Below are 25,955 nucleotides of genomic sequence, written 5' to 3'. Positions count from 1 at the left end.
ATGGGCGCGTTCGCGGCCGTCGCGCGCCGCGGACGTCCGTTTCACTCCTTTCCGATACGGAAGCCATGAACGTCTATCTGCTGCAGATCGTCAACGGCATCGGCGTGGGCATGCTGTATTTCCTGCTCGCCGTCGGCCTGTCGATCGTGTTCGGCCTGCTGCGCTTCGTGAACTTCGCTCACGGTGCGTTCTATCTGCTCGGTGCGTACCTCTGCTACCAGGCGCTGCAATGGTCGGCCAACTTCTGGGTTGCGCTCGCGGTCGTGCCGCTCGTCGTCGGCGCGTTCGCGTGGATCGTCGAGAAGCTCGTGCTGCGTCACGTGTATGCGCAACAGCATGAATTCCACATCCTCGCGACCGTCGGGCTCGCGCTCGTGCTGCAGGAGTGCGCGATCCTCGCCTGGGGCCCGCTCGGCGACAACGTGCCGCCGCCCGACGCGCTGAACGGCGTCGTGATCTGGGGCGGCTTCGTCTACCCGAAATACCGGCTGTTCGTGATCGCGTTCACGGCCTTGCTCGCCGGACTGCTGTGGTGGGTGCTCGAAGGCACGCGGCTCGGCAGTACGGTGCGCGCGGGCAGCGAATCGACGGAGATGGTGTCGCTGCTCGGTATCAACGTGACGCGCGTGTTCAGCCTCGTGTTCGCGCTCGGCGCGGCCACCGCCGCGCTCGCCGGCGTGCTCGCGGCACCGATCCGCGGCGTCGATCCGTTCATGGGCATCGAGGCGCTCGGCGTCGCGTTCGTGGTGGTCGTCGTCGGCGGGATGGGGAATTTTCTCGGGGCGCTCGTCGGCGGGCTGCTGGTCGGCATCGTGCAGAGCCTGATGAGCACGCTGTGGCCGGAAGGCGCGCGCTTGATGATCTACGTCGCGATGGCGGCCGTGCTGCTGCTGCGTCCGAACGGATTGCTGGGGAGGGCTGCATGATCGAATCGTCGAAACCGCTGCCGCCCGCGGCGGCGGCCTCGCCGCGCGCGCGGCCGTGGCACGGCGCGCTGCGGCGGCCGGAGGGCTGGCTCGCGGTGGCCGTCGCGTGCGTGCTGCCGCTGGCGCTGAGCTCGGGCTCGCTCGCGACCGAAGTGCTGGTGTTCGCGCTCGCCGCGCTCGGTTGCAACCTGCTGCTCGGCTATACGGGGCTGCTGTCGTTCGGGCAGGGCATCTTCTTCGGGCTCGGCAGTTACGCGGCGGGGCTGGTGCTGACGCACGGCGTCCGGTCGGTGACGGCTGCGCTCGTCGCGGCCGCCGTGCTCGGTGCCGCCGCGGCCGCGCTCGTCGGCTGGTTCTCGATCCGGCAGCGCGGCACTTACTTCGTGATGCTGACGCTTGCGTTCGGGCAGCTGTTCTACTTCCTCGCGTATACGACGCCGGATGTGACGGGCGGCGACAACGGGCTGCTCGACATCCCGCGCCCCGCGCTCGCCGCATTCGGGCATCCGCTCGTCTCGCTCGATTCGCCGTGGCGCTACTACGGCTTCGTCGCGGTGCTGTTCGTCGCGGTGTTCTGGCTGCTGTTGCGCGTATCGCGTTCGGTGTTCGGCCGCACGCTGCTCGCGATTCGCGACAACGAGGCGCGCGCGGCGGCGGCCGGCTACGACGTGCAGCGCTTCAAGCTCGCGGCGTTCGTGATCTCGGGCGCGGTCACGGGCCTCGCGGGGGCGCTGCACGCGCTGATGACGGGCATCGCGCCGCTGTCGAACATCGACTATCACACGAGCGAGATGATCCTCGTGATGACGGTGATCGGCGGCACGGGCAACCTGTTCGCGTCGGTGCTCGGCGCGGCATTCTACGTGCTGTTCGCGGATTGGCTGTCGACGCTGTGGCCGCGCTGGCTGCTGTTGCTCGGCCTCGTGCTGATCGCGGTCAGCCTGTTCATGCAGCGCGGATTGTGGGGACTCGGCGAACGCGTCGCGGCATCGCTGCGGCGCGCCGATCGCACTGCGGCTACGGCCAGGGAGCGGCAATGAGCGAAGCGATTCTCGAAGCGCGCGGCATCGTCAAGCGCTACGGCAAGTTCACGGCGCTGGGCGGCGTCGATCTGCGGATCATGCCGCGCACCGTGCATTCGGTGATCGGCCCGAACGGTGCCGGCAAGACGACGCTGTTCCATACGCTGACCGGCACACTGCCGATCACGTCGGGCTCGATCCTGTTCGATGGTCACGACGTGTCGCGCGAACCCGATCACAAGCGCGTGCGGCGCGGCATCGCACGTTCGTTCCAGGTGACGAGCCTGTTTCCGAACCTGAGCGTGCGCGAGAACCTGCGCGTCGCCGCGCAGGGCGTCGAATCGCGGCGCGCGCTGAATCCGTGGACGCCGCCGCGCGGCGCACTCGCGCATCACGGCGTCGTCGACGAGGTGCTCGAGCGGCTCGGCCTGCAGCGCTTCGCCGACACGGCGGCCGGCGTGCTGTCGCATGGCCAGCAGCGCCGGCTCGAGGTCGGGATGGCGCTTGCGGCGCGGCCGCGCGCGATCTTCCTCGACGAGCCGACGTCGGGCATGGGCATCGACGACCTCGACGACATGAAGGCGCTGATCCGCGGCCTGCGCGACGACTACACCGTCGTGCTGATCGAACACAACATGGGAATCGTGATGGACATCTCGGACACGATCACGGTGATGCAGCAGGGGCGCGTGCTGGTCGAAGGCAAGCCCGATGCGATTCGCGGCGACGCGCGCGTGCGCAGCGCGTATCTCGGCAACATGATCACCGGAGGCCGCGCATGATGCTCGACGTGAAGGAAGTTCACGCCTGCTACGGCAAGAGCCACGTGCTGCAGGGCATTTCGCTGAACGTGAACGAAGGCGAGACGGTGACGCTGCTCGGCCGCAACGGCGCGGGCAAATCGACCACGCTCAAGGCGATCGCGGGTGTCGTTGCGCCGACCGGCGGGACGGTGACGTTCGCCGGCCGGCCGGTGTCCGGGCAGCCCGCGCACCGGATTGCCGCGTGCGGCCTGTGCTTCGTGCCCGAGCATCGCGGCATCTTCCGGCTGCTGTCGGTCGAGGAAAACCTGCGGCTCGGCGCACGCCGCGATTCGCCGTGGCAGCTCGACGATATCTACCGGATCTTCCCGCGCCTGAAGGAGCGCCGCCGCAACGGTGGCGCGCAGTTGTCGGGCGGCGAGCAGCAGATGCTCGCGATCGGCCGCGCGCTGATGAACCACCCGCGGCTCTTGATGCTCGACGAGCCGGTCGAAGGGCTCGCACCGGTGATCGTCGAGGAGATCGTCGCGCAATTGAAGCAGATCAAGGCGGCCGGCGTCGCGATCCTGCTCGTCGAACAGAACCTCGAAGTGTGCACGCAGCTTGCGGACCGCCACTTCGTGATCGAACAGGGCGTGATCGTCTACGAAGGCAGCAACGCGGCGTTCGCGGCCGATCACGAGGTGAAGGACCGTTACCTGGGTGTCGGCGTCGCGTAAGCGCCGGGCCCGTTCATTGCGAGGAATTCCACCGATGCAAGTTCTGGATTCGACACAGGGCGCCACGGCGTCCGGCCTGCGCGTCGACGGCGCGCGGCTGTGGGACAGCCTGATGCGTCTCGCGCGAATCGGCGCGACCGACAAGGGCGGCGTGTGCCGCCTCGCGCTCACCGAACTCGATCGCGAGGCGCGCGACCTGTTCGTCGCGTGGGCGAAGGAAATCGGCTGCACGGTACGCATCGATGCGATCGGCAACATCTTCGCGCGACGTGCGGGCGAACGCGACGACCTGCCGCCCGTGACGACGGGCAGCCATATCGACACGCAGCCGACCGGCGGCAAGTTCGACGGCAACTACGGCGTGCTCGCCGGCCTCGAAGTGCTGCGCACGCTCGACGACGCGGGCGTGCGTACGCGTGCGCCGCTCGAGGTCGCCGTGTGGACCAACGAGGAAGGCTCGCGCTTCGTGCCCGTGATGATGGGCTCCGGCGTGTTCGCGGGTGCGTTCACGCTCGACCACGCGCTCGCGCAACGCGATCGCGACGGCACATCGGTGGGCGATGCGCTGGCCGCGATCGGCTATGCGGGCGACGCGAATGGCGCGCATCCGGTCGGCGCGTATTTCGAGGCGCATATCGAGCAGGGGCCGGTGCTGGAGGCACACGACACGACGATCGGCGTGGTCGAGGGCGCGCTCGGGCAGCGCTGGTACGACGTGACCGTACACGGGATGGAGGCGCATGCGGGACCCACGCCGATGGAACTGCGGCGCGACGCGCTGCTGGTCGCGGCCGATCTCGTGCGCGCGGTGAACGGCATCGCGCGTGCGCACCCGCCGCACGGGCGCGGCACGGTCGGCTGGGTCGACGTCCATCCGAATTCGCGCAACGTGATTCCGGGCCGCGTGACGCTGACCGTCGACTTGCGCGCGGCCGACGATGCGACGCTGGCGGCGATGGATGCGGAATTGCGCGCGGCCTGCGCCGATCTGGGGGCGGTGGCCGGCATGCGGATCGACGTCGAGCAGGTCGTGTATTTCGCCCCGCAGCCGTTCGACGCGGCACTCGTCGAGCGGGTGCGCGCGGGCGCAAGTGCGCTCGGGCTGTCGTCGATGAACGTGATCAGCGGCGCGGGTCACGACGCGGTGTATCTCGCACGCGTCGCGCCCACCGCGATGATCTTCGTGCCGTGCAAGGACGGGATCAGCCACAACGAAATCGAGGACGCCGATCCCGCCCACCTCGAAGCGGGCTGCAACGTGCTGCTGCATGCGATGCTCGGCGCGGCGGGCGTGGCGGAGGGCGCCACGCGATGAAGATCCTGATCGCCCGGATGAACCACGAAACCAATACGTTCTCGCCGGTGCCGACGCCGCTCGCCGCGTTCGGCCGCAACGGCCCCGACTGGGGCGACGACGCGTATCGCGCGAACCACGGGATGCGCACCGCGATGGCCGCGTTCATCGATGCGGCGGCTCGCGCAGGCGCGGAGATCGTCACGCCGGTGTCGGCGGCCGCGAACCCGAGCGGGCCGGTCGCCGCCGACGCGTATGCGGCGATCTGCGACGCGATCGTCGCGGCCGCGCCCGGCTGCGACGCGGTGATGCTCGACCTGCACGGCGCGATGGTCGCCGAGCAGAGCGCGGACGGCGAGGGCAACCTGCTCGCGCGCGTGCGCGCCGCGCTGCCCGATGCGCCGATTGCGGTCGCGCTCGACCTGCACGCCAACGTCACGCAGAAGATGATCGACCATGCGGACGTGATCGTCAGTTTCAAGACCTATCCGCACGTCGACATGTACGAGACGGGCGAGCACGCGGCGCGTGTGCTGCTCGACGGGCTGCACGGCCGCGCACGGCCCGTGCTCGCGTGGCGGCAGCCGCCGCTGATGACGTCGACGCTGCGCAGCGCGAGCGCCGAAGGCGCGATGCGGCGCGCGGTGGAGGCCGCGCGTGCAGCCGAAGCCGACGGGATGCTGGCGGTATCGGTGCTGCCCGGCTTCTCGCTCGCTGACATTCCCGCGCCGTGCATCAGCATCGTCGTGGTCGCCGACGGCGACCGCGCGGCGGCCGACGCGGTGGCCGAGCGCATCGCCCGGCAGATCTGGGACGCACGCGACGCGTTCGTCTACCGCAGCGCGCCGCTCGCGGAATCGGTCGCGCAGGCCGCGGCGCTGGCGCGCGGTGCGGACCGTCCGGTGCTGATGCTCGATCACGGCGACAACTGCATGTCGGGCGGCCCGTGCGACACGATGGACCTGCTGGAGGAAGCGCTCGCGCAGGGGCTCGACGGGATCGTCAGCGGGCCGCTGTGCGACCCGGATGCAGTCGCGGCGCTGATCGACGCGGGCGTCGGCGCGACCGTGACCGTGCCGGTCGGCAACCGGATGCCGTCGCACGGCGGCGCGCGGCGCGCGCCGTTTCGGGCGACGGGCATCGTGCGCGCGATCACCGACGGCGAATACGTGATTACCGGGCCGACGTATACGGGCCAGCGCGCATACATGGGCCGCGCGGCGGTGCTCGATATCGGCGACGCGACGCTGGTCGTCACCGAGCGCACGCAGGAGCCGTGGGATCTCGGCGTGTTCGAGAGCGTCGGCATCGATCCGCGCCGCGCGCGATTCCTGCTGCTGAAGTCGCGGATGTACTGCCGGCCGGTGTTCGTGCCGATCGCGGCCGCGCTCGTCGAGTGCGACAGCCGCGGCGTGACCGGTTCGGACTACGGGCTGTTCCGCTACGAGCGGCTCGCGCGACCCGTGTATCCGCTCGACGACGTCGGCCGGTGGGACAGCGCGGGCGTGCGCACGACCTGAGCGGCGGGCACGAGACGCCGGTTTCGCGCGCTTTCGTGCATCATGCGGTGGCATCGACCCGTCGAGCAGCAGGGTCGTGCCAGTCCTTGCATCCGCAACCGATCCGGAGAACCGACCGCCATGCATTCGAATCGCTTTCGCCTTCGTCGCGCCCGCCTGCTCGCCGCGCTGACGCTCGCTACCACCGCCGTCACCGCCGTCACCGCGCACGCGGCCGACTGGATCGTGTCCGGCAACGACGGCAAGTATCAGCGCGTCGAAGGGCGCGACACCTATCTCGCGTCGCCGCCCGCCGACACGCTGACGCTGCTCGACGCGAGCGTGTTTCCGCCGAAGTTCGCGCTGCAGGTCGACGTCGAGAACGGCATCCAGGGGCCGCCGCAGGCCGTCGCGATCGCACCCGACGCGAAGCTCGCGCTGGTCGGCGCGCCGACGCGCTACGACCAGACCGCGAAGCAGCTCGTGTTCGACACGTTTGTGCAGGTCGTGAACCTCGCTGCGTCGCCGCCGGCGATCACGCGCATCGAGCTCGGCACGCACCCGCAGGGGATCGCGATCGACCGGTCGGGCCGGCTCGCGCTGGCGGCGAACCTCGACGGCAGCGTGTCGATCCTGCGGATCGACGGAGCGCAGGTGACGCTCGACGGCAACCTGAAGATCGGCAAGAAGCGGCTCGCCGGGATCAGCTTCACGCACGACGGCAAGCATGCGCTCGTGTCGCTGCGCGACGAGCAGGGCATCGCGGTGCTGAACGTCGACGACGGCAAGGTGACCGACAGCGGCACGCGGCTGAGCACGGGCGTCGCGCCCTACACGATCGACGTGTCGAGCGACAATCGCTGGGCCGTCGTCAGCAACGTCGGGCTCGCGGGGCTGCCGGGCTATACGGGCACGCTCGCGGGCGATGCCGATTCGATCGCGCTGATCGACGTGTCGCGCACGCCGTTCCGCACGGTCCAGTACCTGACGGTGCCGTCGCTGCCGGAGGGCGTCGCGATCTCGCCGGACGGAAAGTGGATCGCCGTGCAGGCGATGGACGGCTCGAACCTGACGCCCGACAACCCGGGCCGCCACAAGCTCGGCAAGGTGGTGCTGTTCGAGATCCGCGACGGCCGCGCGGTGCAGACGAGTGAAGTGCCGGGCGGCGAAGCCGCGCAGGGCATCGTGTTTACCGCCGACAGCCGGCACGTGATCGTGCAGTTCAACGTCGAGCGGCAGCTCGCGCTGTATGCGGTGGAGGGCGGCAAGCTGCGCGATACGGGCAAGCGTATCGCACTGACGGGCGGGCCCTCGTCGTTGAGGACGTTGCCGCGGTGATTTGCTGAAGCGTTCGACGGGCGGGTCGACGCGTGCGTCGCGCCGGTCCGGGATGCCGGGCTGCGCACGCAGCCCGAAGTCGCGATGACGGCGACGGTCCGCCGCCATCCGCAAGCCGAACGGCTCGCGCCGCTACGCGTCACGCAGCGCCGGCCGTTCGCGCCCGCGGCTCATTGACCGAGCAACGCCGGCAGGTTGCCCTCATAGAGATGAACGCCCGCGTGGACGGTCTGGAACCACGAACACGCATACAGCTTGCCGCCGCACATCCGCCATTTCTTGCAGAAAGACAGATCCTCCGACAGCGAGCGCCCGTCGGGTTCCCTCAGGAACTCGAAATGTTCGTACATGGAGGTCGAATTCGGCGACAGGTTCCGATAGCTCGGCGGAAACTGGACCTGCGTCTCGGGATAGGCCTGCGCCATCGTGTCGAACACGGGGCGCGCGATCATCATCAGGCCGGCGCCGCCCGAGTGGATTTCGGAAACCGAATCGAGCTGGATCCGGGACTGTGCACCGTCCACCGCATACGCGGTCTGGCTGTAATCGGCGCTGAACAGCGCGAGCCGCTCGGGCGGCGCCGACGGATCCGAGCGCGCGGCCTCGGCGACCGCCGCCCAGTTGATGCTCTTGGACGGATAAAGCCCGAGCATCACGTCGTGCTGCTGTTCGAACATCCGGATCACGTCGCTGCCGCGAAAGCCGATGTCCGCATCGATGAACATCATGTGCGACAGGCCGCTGTGCAGGAAGCGCTCGACCGCGACGTTTCGTTGCTGATGCAACAGTGCGGTGCCGCTCAGGTAGAAGTATTCGAACGCGAGGCCGGCGCTCAGGCACGCATGCTGAAGCTCCAGCAGCCCGTTCACGTAGGGCAGGTAACACATGCCGCCGTAGGCGGGCGTGGCGACGAAAATGCCTTGTTTCATGATCGGACGGCCTGCGTGGGCGGTGCCCTGTTCGTGCTGCGCGAGAATGACGACTCCGACCCGCATCTTACCCTGCGTCGCGGCTCGCCGGTCGGCGTTTTTCAGTGCGGCGGCGAAGCGCGTCTGTCGCTGCCGCGCGCGCTGCCGCCGTTACGGACGCAACAGGTCGAATCCGCCGAACACGACCACGCCGCTGAGCGCAATCATCGCGACCGAATGCTGGCCGAAATAGAGAATCGCGGCCGCGAGCCACGTGGTCAGGCAGAAGGCGCCGATGCGGGCCATCGTGAATTCCTCGAAATGCGTGATGAAGGGGGGCGTGCCGAAGTCGGCGCGTCGCATGTCGATGCGGGCGCGGGGCTCGCGTTGCGACGGCGCCGGACGGCATCGCGTGTCGGGCCCGACCGGACGGGCGCCGACGCGGGGCAGCCCGCGAGGCCTTGCCGGAAGCAGCCGGTGTGCTGCGGCAGCAGGCCAGCCGGCGATTTTACCAGCGTCGACGGCCGGCCAATCTGGCCCCTTCGCGACGATCGGCGGTACGCGCACGGCGCGGGCATCTCTGGGCATCTCTGGGCATCTCGGGGCAGTTGGAAAGGCGGGGCTCAAGTTTCATCCGACGAATACCGTAAACCGGTTGCAAGGTATCCCCTGTTCAACCGACCCGAGTCACACACTCACTACGGACCGACACGATGCAGATCGACCCTTCTTCCGCCGCGCAGACCTCGCCCGCCACCGGCAACGCGACCGCCGATCCGTCCGGCACCGGTGCCGCGTCGACGGCGACGTCCGCCGCATCGTCGCCGGCGGGCGGTGCCGCCCAGTCGGACGGCGCGGGGCAGACGCCGGGCGCGTCGGGATACTCGGCCGAGGATCCCGCGGTCAAGCAGCTGAAGCAACTCATCGAGCGCTTGCAGAAACAGCTTGCGCAACTGCAGCAGCAGATGGCGGCGGCCGCGCAGCGCGCGAAGCACGATCCGGCCGCGGCACTCGAGCAGCAGACGCTGGGCGCGGAAGCCAGCACGATCTCCGCCGCGCTGTCGACGGCGATCGCGCAGCTTGCGCAGGCGATCCAGAAGTCGGGCGGCTCGACGTCCGGCGCGCTGGTGTCGACGCAGGCCTGAAGGCACGGCACGGCGCCGGGCCGTCGCGCACCGCAGCGCGCGGACGCGTCGCGGCACGCTGTCGCGCGCATTACAATCGCAGGCTCGTCTCCCTCGCAAGGACGGCAGAACGATGAACGCGGAATTCGCCGACGACGACCTCGTCCGCTTCGACGCGCAAGGCGGCACGCCGCTGCCGGCGGCCGACGCCGAAGGATGGCTGGACCACGACGGCGCGCGCATCTGGCACGCGTCGTTCGGCCATGGCCCGCCGGTCGTGCTGCTGCACGGCGGCCTCGGCCACGGCGGCAACTGGGGCAACCAGGTGCCGGCGCTGCTCGCGGCCGGCTACCGTGCGATCGTGATCGACAGCCGCGGCCACGGCCGCAGCACGCGTGACGATCGCCCCTATTCGTACGAACGCATGGCCTCCGACGTGCTGGCGGTGCTCGATGCGCTGCGCATCGGGCGCGCACGCTTCGTCGGCTGGAGCGACGGCGCGTGCGTGTCGCTTGTGCTGGCCGCCCGCGCGCCGGCGCGTGCGGCGGGCGTGTTCTTCTTCGCGTGCAACATGGATCCGGGTGGCACCAAAGAGATGGTGCCGAGCCCGCTGATCGACCGCTGCTTCGCGCGGCACCGCAAGGACTACGCGCGGCTGTCCGCGACGCCGGACCGGTTCGACGCGTTCGTCGCCGCCGTCAGCGAAATGATGCGCACGCAACCGGATTACCGCGCGGCCGACCTCGCGGCGATCGCCGTGCCGGTCGCGATCGTGCAGGGCGAGCACGACGAGTTCATCCGCCCCGACCATGCGGCGTATCTCGCACGCACGATTCCGGGCGCGACGCTGACGATCCTGCCGGGCGTGAGCCACTTCGCGCCGCTGCAGCGGCCGGCGCGCTTCAACGCCGCGATGCTGGCGTTTCTCGACCGGTTGCGGGGCTGACCTCCGCATGGCGGCCGGTTCGCGCGCCGCATAAGATTTTCTTTAGGCTCGCGCAACATATCGTCGATTGTCGGTTGGCGGCCGGAAGCGGATAGTCCTGCTTCGACGGGCCGGCTGGCGCGGCGTCCGCGCGGCGCGGCCTGATCAGTTGTTCATGCAACCATCGGAAAATCGAAGGAACCGCACCCATGCGATTCAACGCGATCCGCATCGCCGCGACCCTGTTCGTCGCCGCATGCGCCGCCGCCACGGCCGGCCGCGCGGCCGCCGCCACGCAGGACGAGATTCACGACACCGTAACCCGCCACGTCGCACCGCTGATGAAGCAGTTCGCCATTCCCGGCATGGCGATCGGCATCGTCGCCGACGGCAAGCCTTATGTGTTCGACTACGGCGTGATGTCGACGCAAACCGGCCAGCCGGTGACCGGCGACACGCTGTTCGAGATCGGCTCCGTCAGCAAGACGCTGACCGCGACGCTCGCATCCGACGCGCAGGAAGGCGGCGAGCTGTCGCTCACGGATCCGGCCGGCAAGTATCTGCCCGCGCTGCGGGGCAAGCCGTTCGGCGGCGTGACGCTGCTCGAGCTCGGCACGCATACGCCCGGCGGGATGCCGCTGCAGGTGCCCGACAGCATCCGCGACGACGCGGGCCTGATGCGCTATCTCGACGCGTGGCGTCCCGCGTACGCGCCGGGCACGCGCCGCACGTATTCGAACGTCGCGATCGGGATGCTCGGGCAGCTCACCGCGATGGCGATGAATCGCGACTTCGCGGGGCTGATGGAACAGCGGCTGTTTCCCGCGCTCGGGATGACGCACACCTACATCAACGTGCCTGCCGCGCGGCAGGCCGACTATGCGCAGGGTTATACGCAGGACGGCAAGCCGATCCGGATGACGGGCGGCATGCTGTGGCAGCCGGCGTACGGCGTCAGGACGACGGCGGCCGACCTGTTGCGCTTCGTGCAGGCGAACATGGGGCTCATCGAAACGGCGCCGCGGCTGCAGCGTGCGCTCGAACGCACGCACACCGGCTATTTCCGCGCGGGGCCGTTCACGCAGGACCTGATCTGGGAACAGTATCCGTATCCGGTCGCATTGCCGACGCTGCTCGCGGGGAATGCGCCGCCGATGCTCCACGACGCGACGCCCGCGACCGAACTCAAGCCGCCGCTCGCACCGCGCCCGGACGCGTGGATCAACAAGACGGGGTCGACCAACGGCTTCAGTACCTATGTCGCGTTCGTGCCCGCGAAGCGGCTCGCGATCGTGATGCTCGCGAACCGCAGCTTCCCGATCGAGGATCGTGTGAAGACTGCGTACCGGATCGTCGAGTCGCTGGGCGGCAAGCCGTAATCAGCGTCGTGCCAGCCCGTGCGGAATTGCTTGTGACGGGTGAGCAGTCCGGTCTCGTCAACGCGACTCGGCCGGGCGGCACGTCGCGTTTGGCGACAAGGTGATTGGCACGAACCACACGCTGCCGACCGGCAAGGCCGCGCGCTATACGGGCGGACTGTGAGGCGGCTGGACGATGGACGCGTTGCCGGGTTCGCCGCAGATCCAGAACGTCGTCCCGACCACGTTCTTCAGGACGACGACATGGGCCGGCCCGTGGCTCGGCGTGACCGGCTCGGTGTCTATCGTCGTCGCGGGCCTCGCATTTCTCGAATGGCGCCGCCAAACATCACCTCGGGGCTGCGGGTCCGCGTGGCTTCGACGTCCCGCACCACCTGCACGAGCAGTAGTTGCAGCGTCCGGCGATGGACGATCAGAACCCGATGTTCGGATGGCTATCGCTCGAGGTCGAAGAGCGCCGTGCCGCGATCCTGTCGCCCCGACGGACGCTCCTTTGAGCCAGCGCACGACGGAGCGACAGCGCACGCGACGTACCCAGATCGGGCGGATCGATGCCGAGTTGCTCGCCGAGATGCGCCATCCACCATTGGCTCAGCGACCGAACCCCTTCCGATGGGCCTGTTCCGTGCTTTGTGGTATACGTCTGAGCTTATGTTGTGCGCTGGGACGCGGCAGTTCAAATTTGCTGCGCCCCCTTTTCCGAGGGCGCACGGGCGGCCCAGCGGCATTTCGCGCCCGGATCAACGGATAAAAAAACAATGCAGAACACGGCACAAGCCCTGAGAGACCTTGCGCTGGGGCCGCAGCACAACCGGCAAGTGCAAATCAGCTTTCCGGACGATAACGCGCCTTACAGAATCTTGCTGCCGAACGCATTCGAGGCGGTTGAAGCGCTATCAAAGGATTTCGCGTACAAGATCGAAATCCTGTCGGACAACGACCAGCTCGCGCCGAAGGATTTCATCGGCAAGCGCGTGACGGCCAGCTTGGCACGTGGTGACGGCAGCCAGCGCTATTTCAACGGTTATATGTTTGCATTCCGACACATTCGTACGGACGGCGGCTGGGTTTTCTATGAGGCGCATGTCGGCCCGTGGCTGCGCTATCTGAAATATAGCCAGCACAATCGCCTGTTCCTCGATCAGAACCTGCACGACCAGACTGCGACGATCTTCCAGGACTACGGCGCGTTGCCCGAATGGGATTGGCAGGTCGGCGAAGACGATCCGCGTATGACGATGGCCTGTCAGTTCGACGAAGACGATCACAATTACGTGCATCGGCGCTGGGAACATGCCGGCTATCTGTACTGGTACGAGCACACCGCCACGTCGCACAAGCTGACCGTCTCCGATCCGACGCGTCCCGCGCATGCAATCGACGGCAAGCTTCACGAAATCCGTTTCCATAATGGCATGGGTGCCGAGGAATCGGACAGCATTCTGAGCTGGTCCCCGTTCCAGCAGACCACGTCGACGCATGCGGAACTGTCCCGTTTCGATTTCAAGAGCCCGACGCCGACCCATGTTCAAACGAGCCTGTCGAGCACGGAAGCCGCGCTGCCGCAGCTCGAATGGAACGAGTACGCCGGCGCATACGGCTATCGGAACATGGAGCATGGCTATCAGGTCGTCAATCGCCGGATGGAGGAAATCGAAGCGACGATCAAGCGCTTCGATGCGACGGGCAACAATCGCTTCGTGCAGCCGGGGCGCTGGTTCCGACTGACGGACCGTTACGGTTCGGCGCTGAGCCGCGATCAGAGCGACGATGAATACCTGATCATCGCGGTTCGTCATGTGGCGACCAACAACTATCTGCAGGACACCGGTGTGCTCGCGGAATACCGCAACGAGTTCACGTGCGTTCCTAGGGCGACGCCGTGGCGGCCCGGGCGCGGCTTCAACAGTGTCGACACGAAGATCTTCGCGCCGCAGACAGCGACCGTCGTCGGCCAGTCAGGCACAAGCATCCACACCGACGAACACGGCCGCGTGCGGGTTCAATTCCACTGGGATCGCGACGGCAAGTATTCGACGTGGGTGCGGGTCGCAAGCGGATGGGCCGGCGGCGGCCAGGGGATGGCTGCGCTGCCTCGCATCGGTTCCGAAGTGATCGTGCAATGGCTCGACGGCAATCCGGACCACCCGATCATTACGGGCCGCGTGATGAACGCGCGCAACGTCCCGTCGTGGAAGCTGCCGGGCGAGCATGCGCTGATGGGCATTCGCAGCCGGGAACTGAACGGTGCGGACGGCAACGCGTCGTCCGGTCGCAGCAATCACCTGATTTTCGACGATACGGCGAACGCCATTCAGGCACAACTTCGGTCTGACCATGCGGCGAGCCAGCTTTCGCTCGGCAAGATCACTCGCATCGAAGACTGGCAGGGGCGCAAGGATGCCCGAGGCGAGGGCTTCGAGCTGCGTACGGATGAGGTCGGCGCGATTCGCAGCGGCAAGGGCATGGTGATCAGCACAGAGGTGCGTCCCGCCGCGCAGGGGCATCTTTCGGATGTTGGTGAGCCGGTATCACGCCTGACCAAAGCGCAAACGTTACACGGACAACTTGGCAAGCTCGCGCAGCATTATCAGGCTCAGGACAACGGTGGGGACCAGACGCCGATCGCCGACGCGCTGAAATCGCAGGTGGAGGGTATCCAGGGCGCGGGTGCGACGGGCAGCAGCGACAAGGGCGAGTTCCCTGAGCTCAACGAAGCGCATCTGTTGTTGGCAGGCGCGGCCGGCATTGCCGTCACGACGCCCGCGACGGCGCACGTCACGGGCGGGCAGCACGTAGCGGTCACGGCCGGCGATAGCATGTCGGTCGCGACAGGCAAATCGCTCTTCGCGAGCGTATCGGACAAGTTTTCGTTGTTCGTGCACAAGATGGGCATGAAGCTGATTGCGGCGAGCGGCAAGGTGCAAGTGCATGCAGAAAACGACGAGCTGGAACTGCTGGCGAAGAAGGTCCTGTCGATCATCAGCACGACGGACTGGATCAACATCACCGCCAAGCAGGGCATTCGCTTGACGGCCGGCAACAGCCGGCTCGAAGTCAGCGCGAAAGGCATCGTGGGCTATACGCCCGGCGAGAACAAGATTCATGCGGGCAGCCACGATACGGTGGGGCCGGAAAGCATCCCGGCGCAGTTCCCTGGATCGGACTTGTGCTCGCAATTGGCTGACGGTGCCGCACAAACCGGCCAAGCGTCGATCGCGCTCACCTGATGGATGACCAAATGAAAACGTCCACGCCCCCGATGCAGGCTGTACCTGATCGTCAGGAGCCGATGACGACTGGATTCCTGTTGGTGGAACCTGCGACCCTCGCGCACGTGCCTGATCTAGCCGCGCTCGACATGCGTGCCTGCACGCCACGCGTACTGGCCCATCGCGAAGAACTGATGCCACGGTTGATCGACCTCGCCGCGCTCGATCCGGAGGGGCGACGGATTGCGACCGAACGATGGCAAGAGGAACCGGAAGTTGAGCGACCGCCCGCAATTTGCGCGTGGATCGACAGCGCCGTGGATGCCGATGCGCTCGCCGAACACATCGCGCGGTATCTGGTCGGTCCTGGAGAGGGTGGACAGCCGGTGTTCTGGCGGTACTACGATCCGCGTGTCTTGAGCCTCACGCTGGCAGTGTTCGATCCGACCCAGCGACTGGCCCTCTTGGGACCCGTCCACGAATGGTGCTTCGCTTGGGGCGGCCATCGCTGGCGCAGCGCCGGCATAGGTGCCGAAATTGTGCCGCCGGACGATCAATCGTCGGGCTGGCCGCGCCTTGACCAGTGGCCACGTATCAACCGCAGCGAGATCGCCGACCAGATTCGCCGCCGGCTGCCGGCACTGTCGGTCGATCAGGCAGCGCAGTTGCCGGCAGCGCTCGATGCGGTCTTGCGCTCGGCGGGCGGACAGGATGCGATGACCACTGACGCGCTCGTCGAAGATGCGGTTCAACGTATGCGGCACGCTTTCGCGACCGAATAAATACTGTCACTTCACAACATGAAATTCCGAGGATCAACCCATGCCGACCACTAAGGGCTGTCCGCTTTGCGATCGCCAGTCGCTGCTGATCTATCCCGTCCGATACGCGATCGCGTGCCCGCGTGGCGCATCCAAAGCGCCGGCTCTGTCCGGCAATTTTCGGATCGACGGGCGCGCCCCTCAGGCCGTTGCCACCGCCAAGTACACGCTGCGCGCATTGCGCCCCGGCTATCTGTACACGTAAGAAGCGGAAGAAGCTGGCCGCCTATATGGTTCTCGACGACGGGATCATGTGGAATTTTCCGCCGGACGTGACGCCGCCGCCGGGCGACGCGGAGAACGCGCTTACCCAAGGCTGCGCGATGAACGGAGACTTGGCTTTCGAATCGTTTGGCCGTTGTGTGAGCGTTGAACACACGCCCGGAAGTGACGAGGCGGCCAACCTCTGGATTGGCTGGTCGAGTGTGCGATGGACCAAGGACCTCGTACACAACAAAGTCAATGACGCCGCTTGGCGCAAGCAGCATATGCAGTGCATCAGCGTTCCCGCGATGCTGGCCGGGGGCGCGACCGATACGGGCGAATTTCAGGCCACCCAGAGCAAGATCGCGCATTTCGCGATGGACGCTCAGGCGATGAAGTCGGCGTTTGGCTTTAGCAACCGCGCGCCCAAGGACGAGATTCGCTTACGTCAGCGCAACGTCGCCAAACGAATCGGCGATGCGATGGCCGAGTCGCCCAACAAGAAAGGTTTTGTGGTCGCGGTCAACGACCCTGTCGGCCTCACTAACGATCTCGCGGAACTGACGGTTCCCAACCTGAACAACGGTTTCGACGAACAGGTGTATTGGAAGTGGACTTCGGCGCAACTGCTCGAACGTGCTGAAGCGGGAATCCGAGCGAATGCGAAGGCCGTTACGGGACTGACCTATGGAACCTCGAAAACCATCGCGGACGCCAATGCAGTCAATATGAAGGTCGGCGCACCAATTGCACCGGATGCGATTGGTTTTTTCCACGTGATGCGCTCCTGGGTTAGAACGGGAAGTCTTGAGCAGGCGATGAAGGAAGAGGATCGAAAGACCGAGAACGTTCCCGCAACGCAGGAAGATGCGGCGAACGAGGCTTGGGAGGACGCAGCGTTCAAGGTCGGTTCCGACGGGAAGCGAACCAGCGTGCTTGATGAAGAGACGTTGAAACGCTTCCCGCAGGAGTATCAGCAAGCGCTCGAAGCCTTCAAGCCGAAGTGGCAGCCGCTAGTGCAAGCGCATGCGGATTGGCTCAAGTCGCAATTGCTCGCCGAATGGATGGCTGGTGTTCACGATTCGCAAGATCTTCGGAGCGGCTACGCGTACAGTGAATCGTGCGCACAGGCTATTGGCGCTGCTGTCGGTACCGAGGCTTGCAAGAAAGTGCTCGATGACTGGTTGAACGGTCAAGCTTCGAATATCCGCAATCTGTACGTGCGTGCCCTGATGTTCAATCAGGACACGCTGATGAAAGCGGCGGATGCACAGGTGCACGGTTCTGATATCCAGTATGAGAACTTCCTGAACCTCTACAAGGAAGCGTTCAAAAAGATTGAAAAACTCGGTAACGCGGCCGACCTGCGCGATCGACTCATCGTGACGACCGCCAATCAGATCGTCGGCGTACTCACGAAGGCAACGCGGGGGGCCGCGCTCGGCTTCGTGACCATTCGATTGGCGATACAGTCAGGTGTTCGACTCAAACCGTCACAAGTCAGCAAGCTTGCCATTCGCGACTGGGCTTTACAGCAAGCCCGGGAGTTGGGCGTCAAACTGGACGGCAACCGGACCGAACAGCGCGCGTCGGCAACCCAAGTCGGGAAGCAGGTTCTGAGGACGGCACCACCGAGTGATCCGAATATCGTCGCCTACGAGATGGACGTCGACGCTCTGGTCCGGGACGGGAAGTTGGAGGCCAGCGCGATCAAGGCCGTTAAAGTTCCGGGAGTGGACTCAGCTAAGAAGTGGCTCAATTCGTCGACCGAGTTCAATTTGGGCGTCGTGACTATAATCTTCCAGATGACCACGCTCACGTTTGCCACCCTAGATTGGAAGGATCGAGATCAGTTCAATCAGACCGAAACCACTCTGAAGGGCATTGGTGCTGTTGTTGCGATCGTCGGCACTCTCGTCGAATACTCGTCGGAGACCGTAGTGAAAACACCGGCTCATCCTTTGTCAGCATATCTCATGAAAGCGTGGGGCGTCTCCAAGGGAGGCGCCGAGGCGGGGGTAAAGTTTGGCCGTGGACTCGGCGCGGCCGCAGGCATCTTCTTGGCTGGGTATGACATTTTCAAGAACGCGCCTGAGGCTTTCCAAAATCACGAGAAGAAATTGGGATGGCTCTATATCGGCAGTGGAAGTCTTGGCGCGTACGTTGCTGTTGCCGCACTTTTCAGTTGGCCCCTATTCTGGCCGGCCCTGATTTTGTCGATTCTGATAGCAATTGCGATTGCAATTTTCAAGGCGTCAGCCCTCAAGGATTGGGTCTCACGTTGCAAATTCAGCAAGGGGGAGCACTACGACTCCCTTGAGGCGGAACTCAAGGCATTTAGCGCGGCGGCGGGAGGCTGACATATGGACGAACGCGTCATGAAGAAGTGCATCGGCAAGCCGATACCAGAGTGGGATCTAGCACATCGCTTGCCGATCGATCGATTTGTCGGTCCGGATGTTCAGGATTGCGGTGCAACATTCAGCATTAACTCGATATTTATGGATGTGATCGAGCCTTCCTTTCTCGAAAAACAATGGTTTGTCACTGGCGTAGTGTTCGCCTTCCTGTGTATAGGGATCGGGCCATATGTCTATTGGCTCACTCATATTCGCTACCCATACGCGGCTGATTCACTGGGCGATTTTTTTGCGGTATGCATTTCTCTAGGATTTGGTTTCATAGTCTGGAAACTTGGGCGCGGCCTGTTCTTTGGTCTCCGCCACCGCCCGATCCGCTTCCATCGCGAAGCTCGCAAGCTTTTCGCGATTCGCGCGCGGCGCTTTTTCGCGAAACCCGGCGAGGGTGACATCGTTTGGGAAGCACCGTGGACGGAAGATTCGATCTTTTGCCTGCACCGCGAAGACACGTCCTTCGGAACGATCTTCCACATTCGGCACTATACGGTCGACGACCACGGCAATGTCACTCGCGTGTTCTCGATCGGTCGGGAATGGACCGGCAAGCGGCAGGTCGAAATGGCGCTCGCGCAGTGGAACTATTGGTGCGCGTACATGAATGACGGCCCGAACGGCTTGCCCAAGCCGATGCTGTTTCACACGCGGCATGAGACGCCGCGCGAGTCGTTCCTGTTTTCGTTGTATAGCTTTGGGATGCGTGCGCCGGTCTTCATTCGTCTGTTGATGATGCCGCTGATTCTGGTTTTCACCGTCATGCGAATCCTTGCGAATGCAACGTGCCGCGATCCCGTCTGGCCTGCCGCGATCGAGCAAATCTCCGCGATCGCTCCCGACGATCTTTACGCGGAACCCCGCTCCGGGACGCCTGTTGGATGGGGGGGCACGGTTTTGGCCCAGCAGCGCGGCGAGTACCCGGATGATCCGAAAGCACGGGTCGAAGACTGGGCGGGAGAACCCGATGGCGGAACGTATGCAGCAGCTTGGCTCGAGAACCCTGATGCCGACATGATGCACGCGGCGACCCGCAGCTAACGATGAATGATGAAGAGGGTTTCCGGCATGATAGAGAGGCGAATCGTAGCGACACTAGCCACTACGCTTGCGTTGTTCGTTGGATGCACGCCAAGTGCGTTCGCAAAATACGATGCTGCGGAAAAAGCGGTTCGGGCAGCACTGTCCGATGACCAGGATATCGAGTTTTCCGACTTATACGAAAGCACTCCCGATTTGCATGGAATAAGTCAAACGCCGAACGACAAGCGCACGTTCATTTGCGGTTACGCCACCTACAAAAAACAGGATGGCAAACCAGTTCGAGTACGCTTTATCTATGTGGTCCATTCGGATGATCCGTCTCTCGCCGACTATGGCCCGCTCAACCTGGAGAAGCCTGAGTTGAATTACGGCGTTCGTGATGAAAGCAGTGGAGGCAGGTATGCGACCGCGTTCGAATTCTCCGGGTGGAATCGCGTTTGCGCCAATGCTCAGCATCCGAAAACTTTTAGCGGAGTCGCTCCGAAGAGCGACGGTTGACCTGGATGCGGTACCGATCGGGTCTTGCTAGTTCAACAGCATGGCAATGCAAACGATGCGGAAAGGATGATGAAGGATGAAAACGGACGAGGCGTGATCCGCCTCCACGACAAGACGACCCACGGCGGCGAAGTCATCACCGCGAGCGACGATCTGACAGCGCTTGGCGTTCCGGTTGCGCTGAAGGATCACCTGACATGGTGTCCGAAGTGCGGCGGGCAGTTCAGGATCATTCCGCAAAACAGCACGCGCAACCATCACGGTACGCCAGTCGCCTTTCACGACGATTTGACGGAGTGCGGGGCGCGACTGATTTCGTCGCTTGAATAGAGGTATTGCGCATGAGCGGTTCGGTAGGTAGAGCGGAGAAAGTAACTTTGACGGGGGCGTCATCCCACAACCCCGTCTTGATATCCGAGGCCCGGCGTCAAGCTCTGCGCGCCGACATTCGTCAACGGCTCGTGACCGCGCTGATGCGCTCGGGCGACGCCGTCACCGATCCGAAGCTCGCTCGCTTGCCCGGACCGGTTCGCTATCGGGTCACGGGTGCGCTCGCCGCGTGGGACGCGCTGCGAGCTGAAACAGATTGCGTGGCGTCGCCGACCCTAACCGAGATGCTGCGGTCGCACGGCATCCTTCGTTTGACGCGCTATTTCGATCGGTTCACACGGGACCTCTTGCCGCACGGCGCTGACGGCCGCCCGGCCGACGTACTCGCCGGGGTCGCTCAATACAGCGCCGTTTGGCTGGCATTCGAGGTACGCAAAGGAGCTTTTTACGAGCCGACCCCACCGCTGCACCGTCTGCTCGACGCCGCCTATATCGCGGAGGATGTGTCGATCGGCATGCTCGAGATGCCAACCGATACGCTGTGCATCATTCCCGAACCTAACCGCTGGAAACAGGCTGGCGACATCGAGGCGATCGCGATTTTCAAGAACGACCGGTCAATCGGGTTTGCGGCATGGCTAATGCCTGGCAGTCCTGATGATGGCGCGACGATAGATTCGATTACGCTTCCGCTGGAAGACCCCGACAAGACGATCCGTGAGTTGGTGGACGACTTGTTCCAGCGGCCTGCGGCTGACGGAATGCCCGATCCGCCTGCCGCTCAGCGGTTCTGGCGCGACGCCCTGGACTATGCGATCAAGATGTTGTTGTACCTCAACGTACGCGATGCACAGGTCGTCCATGATCGCGCTTATTCGAACGCGCCGCGACACTTTCCCGGGCTCGGCAAGCGCAAGCGCACGGAACGGCTCGCCGAAATCGAACAACTCTACGATCGCCACGTCGTCGGCCCCGCGATTCTCGACGCCGAGGCGGCCGGATCAGTCCCATCGGACAGCGTACAGCGCGAAGTAAGCGGCCACTGGCGGCGGCCGCACTTCCGGATGCAGCCATACGGCCCACAAGCGGCATTGCGCAAACTTATCTTCGTCGGCCCAACGCTCGTGCGTCCCGATCGACTGGGGCTATAGCTGAATGGATCACCTGCTGTCGCATTACGAATACGAACTCGGGTTGTTCGCGCGGGCGTTGGGCGATTTCGCGATCCGCTATCCGAAGATTGCCGCTCGGCTGGGCATCCAGAGCGGCCGGGCCGACGATCCGCATGTGACGCGTCTGATTCAGACCTTTTCGTTTCTTGCCGCACACCTCGATTCGAAGCTGGCCGACGACTATCCCGAATTCACCGAGGCGTTGCTTGAGGTTGTCCACCCGCATTATCTGCGCACGGTGCCATCGTGCGCGATTGCCCGATTCGAACCACGGGCGATCGTCGGTCAACTGACAGAGCCGGTCGTCGTGCCGCGTGGCGTGGAGTTGAATGCACGTACAGCCCCGGTGCGATTCCGGTCGGCCTACGACGTGACCATCTCGCCATTGCAAATCCGGTCCGCGCGGTATGCACCGACGACGCTGGCACCGTCGGCCGTGAGATTGCCCGCCGACGCAACTGGCATGCTGTCGATCAGTTTTACGTCGGCTGCCGGCCCGTTCACGGCGGCCATTACTGACGGCCCCATACGTGTCCACCTTTCCGGCGAGCGGCCGTTTGTCTCGTCGCTGCTGGATGCTTTGCTGCTGCGTGCGGCCGCCGCGTATGTTGAGGTCGATCAATGTGGGCGCTGGCGGGCCATATCGAAGGTGCCGTTTGAACCGGTCGGTTTCGCCGATGACGATCGCTTGCTGCCGGGTAGCCGAACCACCAGTCGCACCGCGACCACCTATCGCTACTTGCTGGAATACTTCGCGTTTCCCGAACTGTTCGATTTCGTCGATCTCGACATCGGCCGCGTGCGGCGTGCAGCAAGCGCCCCCGATGCTCGGGAGTTGACCTTGCACGTCGTGCTGCGCGATATGCCCGCCGATTCGGTCGCTGCGCTGGCGCTCGCATCGCTCGACGCAACGGCGTTCAAGCTGTTTTGTACGCCGGTCGTGAATCTCTTCTCTCAACCGGCCCTGCCCATTGTGTTGAAGGAGCAGGACGCCTATCCGGTTCAGCCCATGCGACTGGCGAAACATTCACCGCTGGGCGTGTATTCGGTCGACGCGGTCTATCTGGGCGAGCTGTCCACGAAGAAGGACAAGGACGGGGACGTGTCGCTCGACAGTGATCGACCTAGAACCCTGGTGAGACCCTATCAGGCACTGAGTCACGATCCACGCCCCGATTCGGCGACGGTCTATTGGGTCGCGTTTCGTGATCGCGACGCGGGATCGCCCGGTCGTCAAACCATGATGCTGTCGCTGGTCGGGCTGGACGGACAGTCGGCCCGGCCAAAGCTGCCTCAAATCGATGTGGTGACGACGGTGACGAATCGCGACTTGCCGGCGCGCTTGTCGATCGGCAATTCGGTGGGCGATTTGCTGCTCGAAAGCAAGGCGCTGGATTGTCCGGTTCAGTTGATTACTCGACCGACATTGACGGCCGAGCTGCCGCGCGGCAATGGCGCGTTGTGGCGTGTGCTGTCGACGTTATCGCCGCATCCGCTGGATCTGACGCGGGACGGGCTGCCGGCCCTGAAAGCATTCATGCGGCTGCACGCGGTGCGCACGACGCCGCTCGCGCAGCGCTGCATCGACGCGATCACCGGCCTGGACTACAAGCCGGCGATCAAATGGATGTCGCTCGATAGTCAGTTTCCGTCGTTCGTGCGCGGCATCGAAATCATGCTGTCGTTCGACGAGGCCGCACTGCGAGAAGTCAGCCTGGTCGTGTTCACGAAACTGCTCGAACGGTTCTTCGCGCCGTACGGGCCGATGAACAGCTATGTTCAACTGGTGGTTCGTTCGGCGCAGACCGGCCGGGAACTGACGCGAGGCGTGACCACGCCCGGCACGCAGCCGCTGATTTGACCGTGGTATGCCCGACCGCTTACCTGCGGACGCAAGATCGACTACTTGATCACGCAGGTCGCGGTGGCGACGCTGCTCGTGTCGGCGATTTCGATCGCGATCGGCATCGCGTCGTTCTACACGTCGCTGTTTCGCGGGCTGGCGCCGCCGATCTTCCCGCGCGGATCAAAACTCTTTTCACGATCCGCTTCTTTCGCCGCCCGCGCGCGGCATCGATACTGTTGCTACAGGCCGTGTTGCGCAGGTTCGACGCGCAGCACGGCCGGCATCGACGGCCCGCGCCCATCCGAACACCGGTGCGCGCGGGCCGACTCATTTCCGCGAGGCGCGGGCAGTTTCGCGGCCTCGCCATCGGAGCGGTGGATGAAGGGCATCAAGGTATTCGTGACGGGCGCGGCCGGCTATATCGGCGGCTCGGTGGCCGCACGGCTGGTATCGGAAGGGCATGTCGTCACCGGGCTGGCGCGCGACGGCGAGAAGGCCGCGACACTCGCGGCAGCCGGCATCATGCCGGTCATCGGCACGCTCGACGACACGGCGCTGCTGCATGCGTTCGCGAGCGACGCGGACTGCGTGATCAACGCGGCGAGCAGCGACCACCGCGCATCGGTCGAGACGATCGTCGCGGCGCTGAGCGGCTCGGGCAAGACGTTCCTGCACACGAGCGGCACCAGCGTGATCGCGGACGACGCACAGGGCGCGCACGGCGACGCGCCGGTGTTCGACGAAGCGACGCCGGTCGTCGCGCCGGCCAAGCCCGAGCGCCGTGCGATCGATCAGCTCGTGATGTCGGCGGCAACGCTCGGCATCCGCTCGGCGGTGATCTGCAACAGCATGATCTACGGCGACGGGCTCGGCATCCGGCGCGACAGCGCGCAGCTTCCGCTGCTCGCGGCGATCGCGCGCGAGGCCGGCGCGGTCCGCGTGATCGGCAAGGGGTTGAACCGCTGGTCGAACGTGCATGTCGAGGACGTCGCCGATCTCTACGTGCGCGCGATGCGGCACGCGGCGCCCGGCGCGCTGTATTTCGCGGAGAACGGCGAAGCGTCGTACGCGGACATCGGCGCGGCGCTCGCCGAGCGTCTCGGTTTGCCGTCGGTGGTCGAGTGGGACATCGCCGAGGCCGAGCAGGTGCTCGGCCACTCGCGCGCGCATTTCTCGCTGGCGTCGAACAGCCGCGTGAAAGCCGTGCGCGCGCGGCAGGAACTCGGCTGGGCGCCGCGGCACGGCGCGATGCAGGACTGGATCCGCCACGACATGCCGATCGCGGACTGACGCCGCAGAATTGCTCCGCAGCACGCAGCACGCAGCACGCAGCACGCAACACGCAACACGCAACACGCAACACGCAACACGCAACACGCAACACGCAACACGCAACACGCAACACGCAACACGCAACACGCAACACGCGCCCTCCCGGGCGCGTGCGCCCGCCGGCCCGCGACCGCATCGATCGGACAATATTGGCCGCGCATTCTTGAATCCGAATCAACTATGATTCGCGCCGGCTCCCGCTTATCAAACAGGCGCTGCGGCACTATCGTGACGATTCTGCAACTGTCACCGATTCCCGACCATGAAGACCACCCTCGACGAGATGCTCGCATTCGTGACCATCGCCGATACCGGCTCGTTGACGGGGGCGGCGGACAAGCTCCACCAGCCGACGTCGGTGATGAGCCGGATCCTGCGGCGTCTCGAGGAAAAGCTCGACACGACGCTGATCCGCCGCACGACGCGCCGGCTCGAAGTGACGGAAGAGGGCAAGCTGTTCCTCGAATACGCGCGCGAGATCATCGCGTCGGTCGAATTCGCCGAGGAACAGCTCGTCAGCCAGCGCGAGAAGCTGGCCGGGCGGTTGCGCATCAACGCGGCGATGCCGTTCATGCAGCACGTGATCGCGCCGATGATGCCGGGCTTTCGCGAAGCGTTTCCGGCGATCGCGGCCGAACTGCATACCAGCGACGAAATCATCGACCTGCTCGAACAGCGCACCGACGTCGCGATCCGGATCGGCGAGCTGCGCGATTCGACGCTGCATGCGCGCAAGCTCGGCAGCAGCCGGCTGCGCATTCTCGCGAGCCCCGCGTACCTGGAGAAGGCCGGCGTGCCGACGCGCGTGGCCGATCTCGCGGACCATACGCTGCTCGGCTTCGTGCAGCCCGAAACGCTGAACCACTGGCCGCTGCGCACCGCGGACGGCGACGTATACCGGATCCATCCCGCGCTGCAGGCGTCGAGCGGCGAGACGCTGCTGACGCTCGCGCTGAATGGCGCGGGCATCGTGTGCCTCGCCGACTACATGACGGGCACCCATCGCCGCGACGGCAGCCTCGTCGAAGTGCTGGTCGACGACACGACTGAATTCCGCCAGCCGATTCATGCGGTCTACTATCGCAACGCGACGCTGTCGTCGCGCATTGTCAGTTTTCTGGACTACTTGAGCGCACAGCTGGAGGAAGGCGGCGATATCGACTGAAGGGGCGCGCAAACCGCCGCTCGTC

General features: G+C 65.2%; 23 protein-coding genes and 2 pseudogenes. 23 read left to right on the top strand and 2 right to left on the bottom strand.

What is annotated here, in order from left to right; translation table 11 throughout:
• Window positions 1-65 precede the first annotated feature (65 nt).
• From NQV17_RS18435 to NQV17_RS18405, 7 genes are all read left to right on the top strand, one after another.
• Window positions 66-926 (top strand): branched-chain amino acid ABC transporter permease, encoded by an 861-nt coding sequence (locus tag NQV17_RS18435; protein ID WP_044847063.1) that lies wholly within the window; start codon window positions 66-68, stop codon window positions 924-926.
• Window positions 923-1,966 carry a branched-chain amino acid ABC transporter permease gene (locus tag NQV17_RS18430; protein WP_257773350.1) on the top strand — a complete coding sequence of 348 codons (1,044 nt, stop codon included), beginning with the start codon at window positions 923-925 and terminating at the stop codon, window positions 1,964-1,966. Before NQV17_RS18435 ends, NQV17_RS18430 begins: the two co-directional genes overlap by 4 nt.
• Window positions 1,963-2,730: an ABC transporter ATP-binding protein gene (locus NQV17_RS18425; RefSeq protein ID WP_257773349.1), complete on the top strand. Its 768-nt coding sequence runs from the start codon at window positions 1,963-1,965 to the stop codon at window positions 2,728-2,730. Before NQV17_RS18430 ends, NQV17_RS18425 begins: the two co-directional genes overlap by 4 nt.
• The gene (locus NQV17_RS18420; protein ID WP_044847066.1) at window positions 2,727-3,428 is read left to right on the top strand and encodes an ABC transporter ATP-binding protein; all 702 of its coding nucleotides are present in this window, start codon (window positions 2,727-2,729) and stop codon (window positions 3,426-3,428) included. Before NQV17_RS18425 ends, NQV17_RS18420 begins: the two co-directional genes overlap by 4 nt.
• Before the next feature lie 34 nt (window positions 3,429-3,462).
• The gene (locus NQV17_RS18415; protein ID WP_257773348.1) at window positions 3,463-4,743 is read left to right on the top strand and encodes a Zn-dependent hydrolase; all 1,281 of its coding nucleotides are present in this window, start codon (window positions 3,463-3,465) and stop codon (window positions 4,741-4,743) included.
• Window positions 4,740-6,242: a M81 family metallopeptidase gene (locus tag NQV17_RS18410; protein WP_257773347.1), complete on the top strand. Its 1,503-nt coding sequence runs from the start codon at window positions 4,740-4,742 to the stop codon at window positions 6,240-6,242. The genes NQV17_RS18415 and NQV17_RS18410 overlap by 4 nt, the downstream gene beginning before the upstream one ends.
• 120 nt (window positions 6,243-6,362) lie before the next feature.
• Window positions 6,363-7,559 (top strand): beta-propeller fold lactonase family protein, encoded by a 1,197-nt coding sequence (locus NQV17_RS18405; RefSeq protein WP_257773346.1) that lies wholly within the window; start codon window positions 6,363-6,365, stop codon window positions 7,557-7,559.
• Window positions 7,560-7,729: 170 nt separating this feature from the next.
• Here the strand turns inward: NQV17_RS18405 and NQV17_RS18400 are convergent, their stop codons facing one another.
• Together NQV17_RS18400 and NQV17_RS18395 are read right to left on the bottom strand one after the other, a co-directional pair.
• Window positions 7,730-8,488: a hypothetical protein gene (locus NQV17_RS18400; protein ID WP_124521195.1), complete on the bottom strand. Its 759-nt coding sequence runs from the start codon at window positions 8,486-8,488 to the stop codon at window positions 7,730-7,732.
• A gap of 150 nt (window positions 8,489-8,638) precedes the next feature.
• On the bottom strand, window positions 8,639-8,830 hold the full coding sequence (locus NQV17_RS18395) for a hypothetical protein (protein ID WP_185735474.1): 192 nt from the start codon (window positions 8,828-8,830) through the stop codon (window positions 8,639-8,641).
• Between the two features lie 350 nt (window positions 8,831-9,180).
• Between NQV17_RS18395 and NQV17_RS18390 the strand changes: the two genes are divergently transcribed.
• From NQV17_RS18390 to NQV17_RS18315, 16 genes and pseudogenes are all read left to right on the top strand, one after another.
• Complete coding sequence (locus tag NQV17_RS18390) at window positions 9,181-9,612, top strand: hypothetical protein (RefSeq protein ID WP_257773345.1); 432 nt, start codon at window positions 9,181-9,183, stop codon at window positions 9,610-9,612.
• Between the two features lie 112 nt (window positions 9,613-9,724).
• Window positions 9,725-10,537 carry an alpha/beta fold hydrolase gene (locus tag NQV17_RS18385; RefSeq protein WP_257773344.1) on the top strand — a complete coding sequence of 271 codons (813 nt, stop codon included), beginning with the start codon at window positions 9,725-9,727 and terminating at the stop codon, window positions 10,535-10,537.
• A gap of 188 nt (window positions 10,538-10,725) precedes the next feature.
• Window positions 10,726-11,895: a class C beta-lactamase gene (gene ampC, locus NQV17_RS18380; RefSeq protein ID WP_257773343.1), complete on the top strand. Its 1,170-nt coding sequence runs from the start codon at window positions 10,726-10,728 to the stop codon at window positions 11,893-11,895.
• 79 nt (window positions 11,896-11,974) lie between these two features.
• Window positions 11,975-12,055: pseudogene (locus NQV17_RS18375) on the top strand (histidinol dehydrogenase); the annotation flags it as partial.
• Window positions 12,056-12,064: 9 nt separating this feature from the next.
• Window positions 12,065-12,232 (top strand): annotated as a pseudogene (locus NQV17_RS18370) (GntP family permease); the annotation flags it as partial.
• Between the two features lie 319 nt (window positions 12,233-12,551).
• Window positions 12,552-15,125 carry a type VI secretion system Vgr family protein gene (locus tag NQV17_RS18365; protein ID WP_257773342.1) on the top strand — a complete coding sequence of 858 codons (2,574 nt, stop codon included), beginning with the start codon at window positions 12,552-12,554 and terminating at the stop codon, window positions 15,123-15,125.
• Between the two features lie 11 nt (window positions 15,126-15,136).
• Window positions 15,137-15,889: a DUF4123 domain-containing protein gene (locus NQV17_RS18360; protein ID WP_257773341.1), complete on the top strand. Its 753-nt coding sequence runs from the start codon at window positions 15,137-15,139 to the stop codon at window positions 15,887-15,889.
• A gap of 40 nt (window positions 15,890-15,929) precedes the next feature.
• Complete coding sequence (locus NQV17_RS18355; protein WP_257773340.1) at window positions 15,930-16,133, top strand: toxin VasX; 204 nt, start codon at window positions 15,930-15,932, stop codon at window positions 16,131-16,133.
• Window positions 16,134-16,158: 25 nt separating this feature from the next.
• Window positions 16,159-18,492 carry a T6SS effector BTH_I2691 family protein gene (locus tag NQV17_RS18350; RefSeq protein WP_257773339.1) on the top strand — a complete coding sequence of 778 codons (2,334 nt, stop codon included), beginning with the start codon at window positions 16,159-16,161 and terminating at the stop codon, window positions 18,490-18,492.
• Window positions 18,493-18,495: 3 nt separating this feature from the next.
• Window positions 18,496-19,584 (top strand): DUF6708 domain-containing protein, encoded by a 1,089-nt coding sequence (locus tag NQV17_RS18345; RefSeq protein ID WP_257773338.1) that lies wholly within the window; start codon window positions 18,496-18,498, stop codon window positions 19,582-19,584.
• A 6-nt stretch (window positions 19,585-19,590) separates the two neighbouring features.
• Window positions 19,591-20,085, top strand: a complete 495-nt coding sequence (locus tag NQV17_RS18340) for a hypothetical protein (protein ID WP_257773337.1) — start codon at window positions 19,591-19,593, stop codon at window positions 20,083-20,085.
• A gap of 69 nt (window positions 20,086-20,154) precedes the next feature.
• Window positions 20,155-20,415 carry a PAAR domain-containing protein gene (locus tag NQV17_RS18335; RefSeq protein ID WP_069220720.1) on the top strand — a complete coding sequence of 87 codons (261 nt, stop codon included), beginning with the start codon at window positions 20,155-20,157 and terminating at the stop codon, window positions 20,413-20,415.
• An 11-nt stretch (window positions 20,416-20,426) separates the two neighbouring features.
• A complete protein-coding gene (locus NQV17_RS18330; protein ID WP_257773336.1) occupies window positions 20,427-21,566 on the top strand; it encodes a hypothetical protein in 1,140 nt (379 codons plus the stop codon).
• A gap of 4 nt (window positions 21,567-21,570) precedes the next feature.
• Window positions 21,571-23,448, top strand: a complete 1,878-nt coding sequence (tssF, locus tag NQV17_RS18325; protein ID WP_257773335.1) for a type VI secretion system baseplate subunit TssF — start codon at window positions 21,571-21,573, stop codon at window positions 23,446-23,448.
• Between the two features lie 363 nt (window positions 23,449-23,811).
• The gene (locus NQV17_RS18320; RefSeq protein ID WP_257773334.1) at window positions 23,812-24,723 is read left to right on the top strand and encodes an NAD-dependent epimerase/dehydratase family protein; all 912 of its coding nucleotides are present in this window, start codon (window positions 23,812-23,814) and stop codon (window positions 24,721-24,723) included.
• Window positions 24,724-25,027: 304 nt separating this feature from the next.
• The gene (locus tag NQV17_RS18315; RefSeq protein WP_257773333.1) at window positions 25,028-25,930 is read left to right on the top strand and encodes a LysR substrate-binding domain-containing protein; all 903 of its coding nucleotides are present in this window, start codon (window positions 25,028-25,030) and stop codon (window positions 25,928-25,930) included.
• Window positions 25,931-25,955 lie beyond the last annotated feature (25 nt).

Origin of the sequence: Burkholderia sp. SCN-KJ, from assembly GCF_024656005.1 — a bacterium.
GTDB lineage: Bacteria > Pseudomonadota > Gammaproteobacteria > Burkholderiales > Burkholderiaceae > Burkholderia.
Note: the sequence above shows the minus strand (reverse complement) of the source record. Positions and strands in the feature narration are given on the sequence as shown.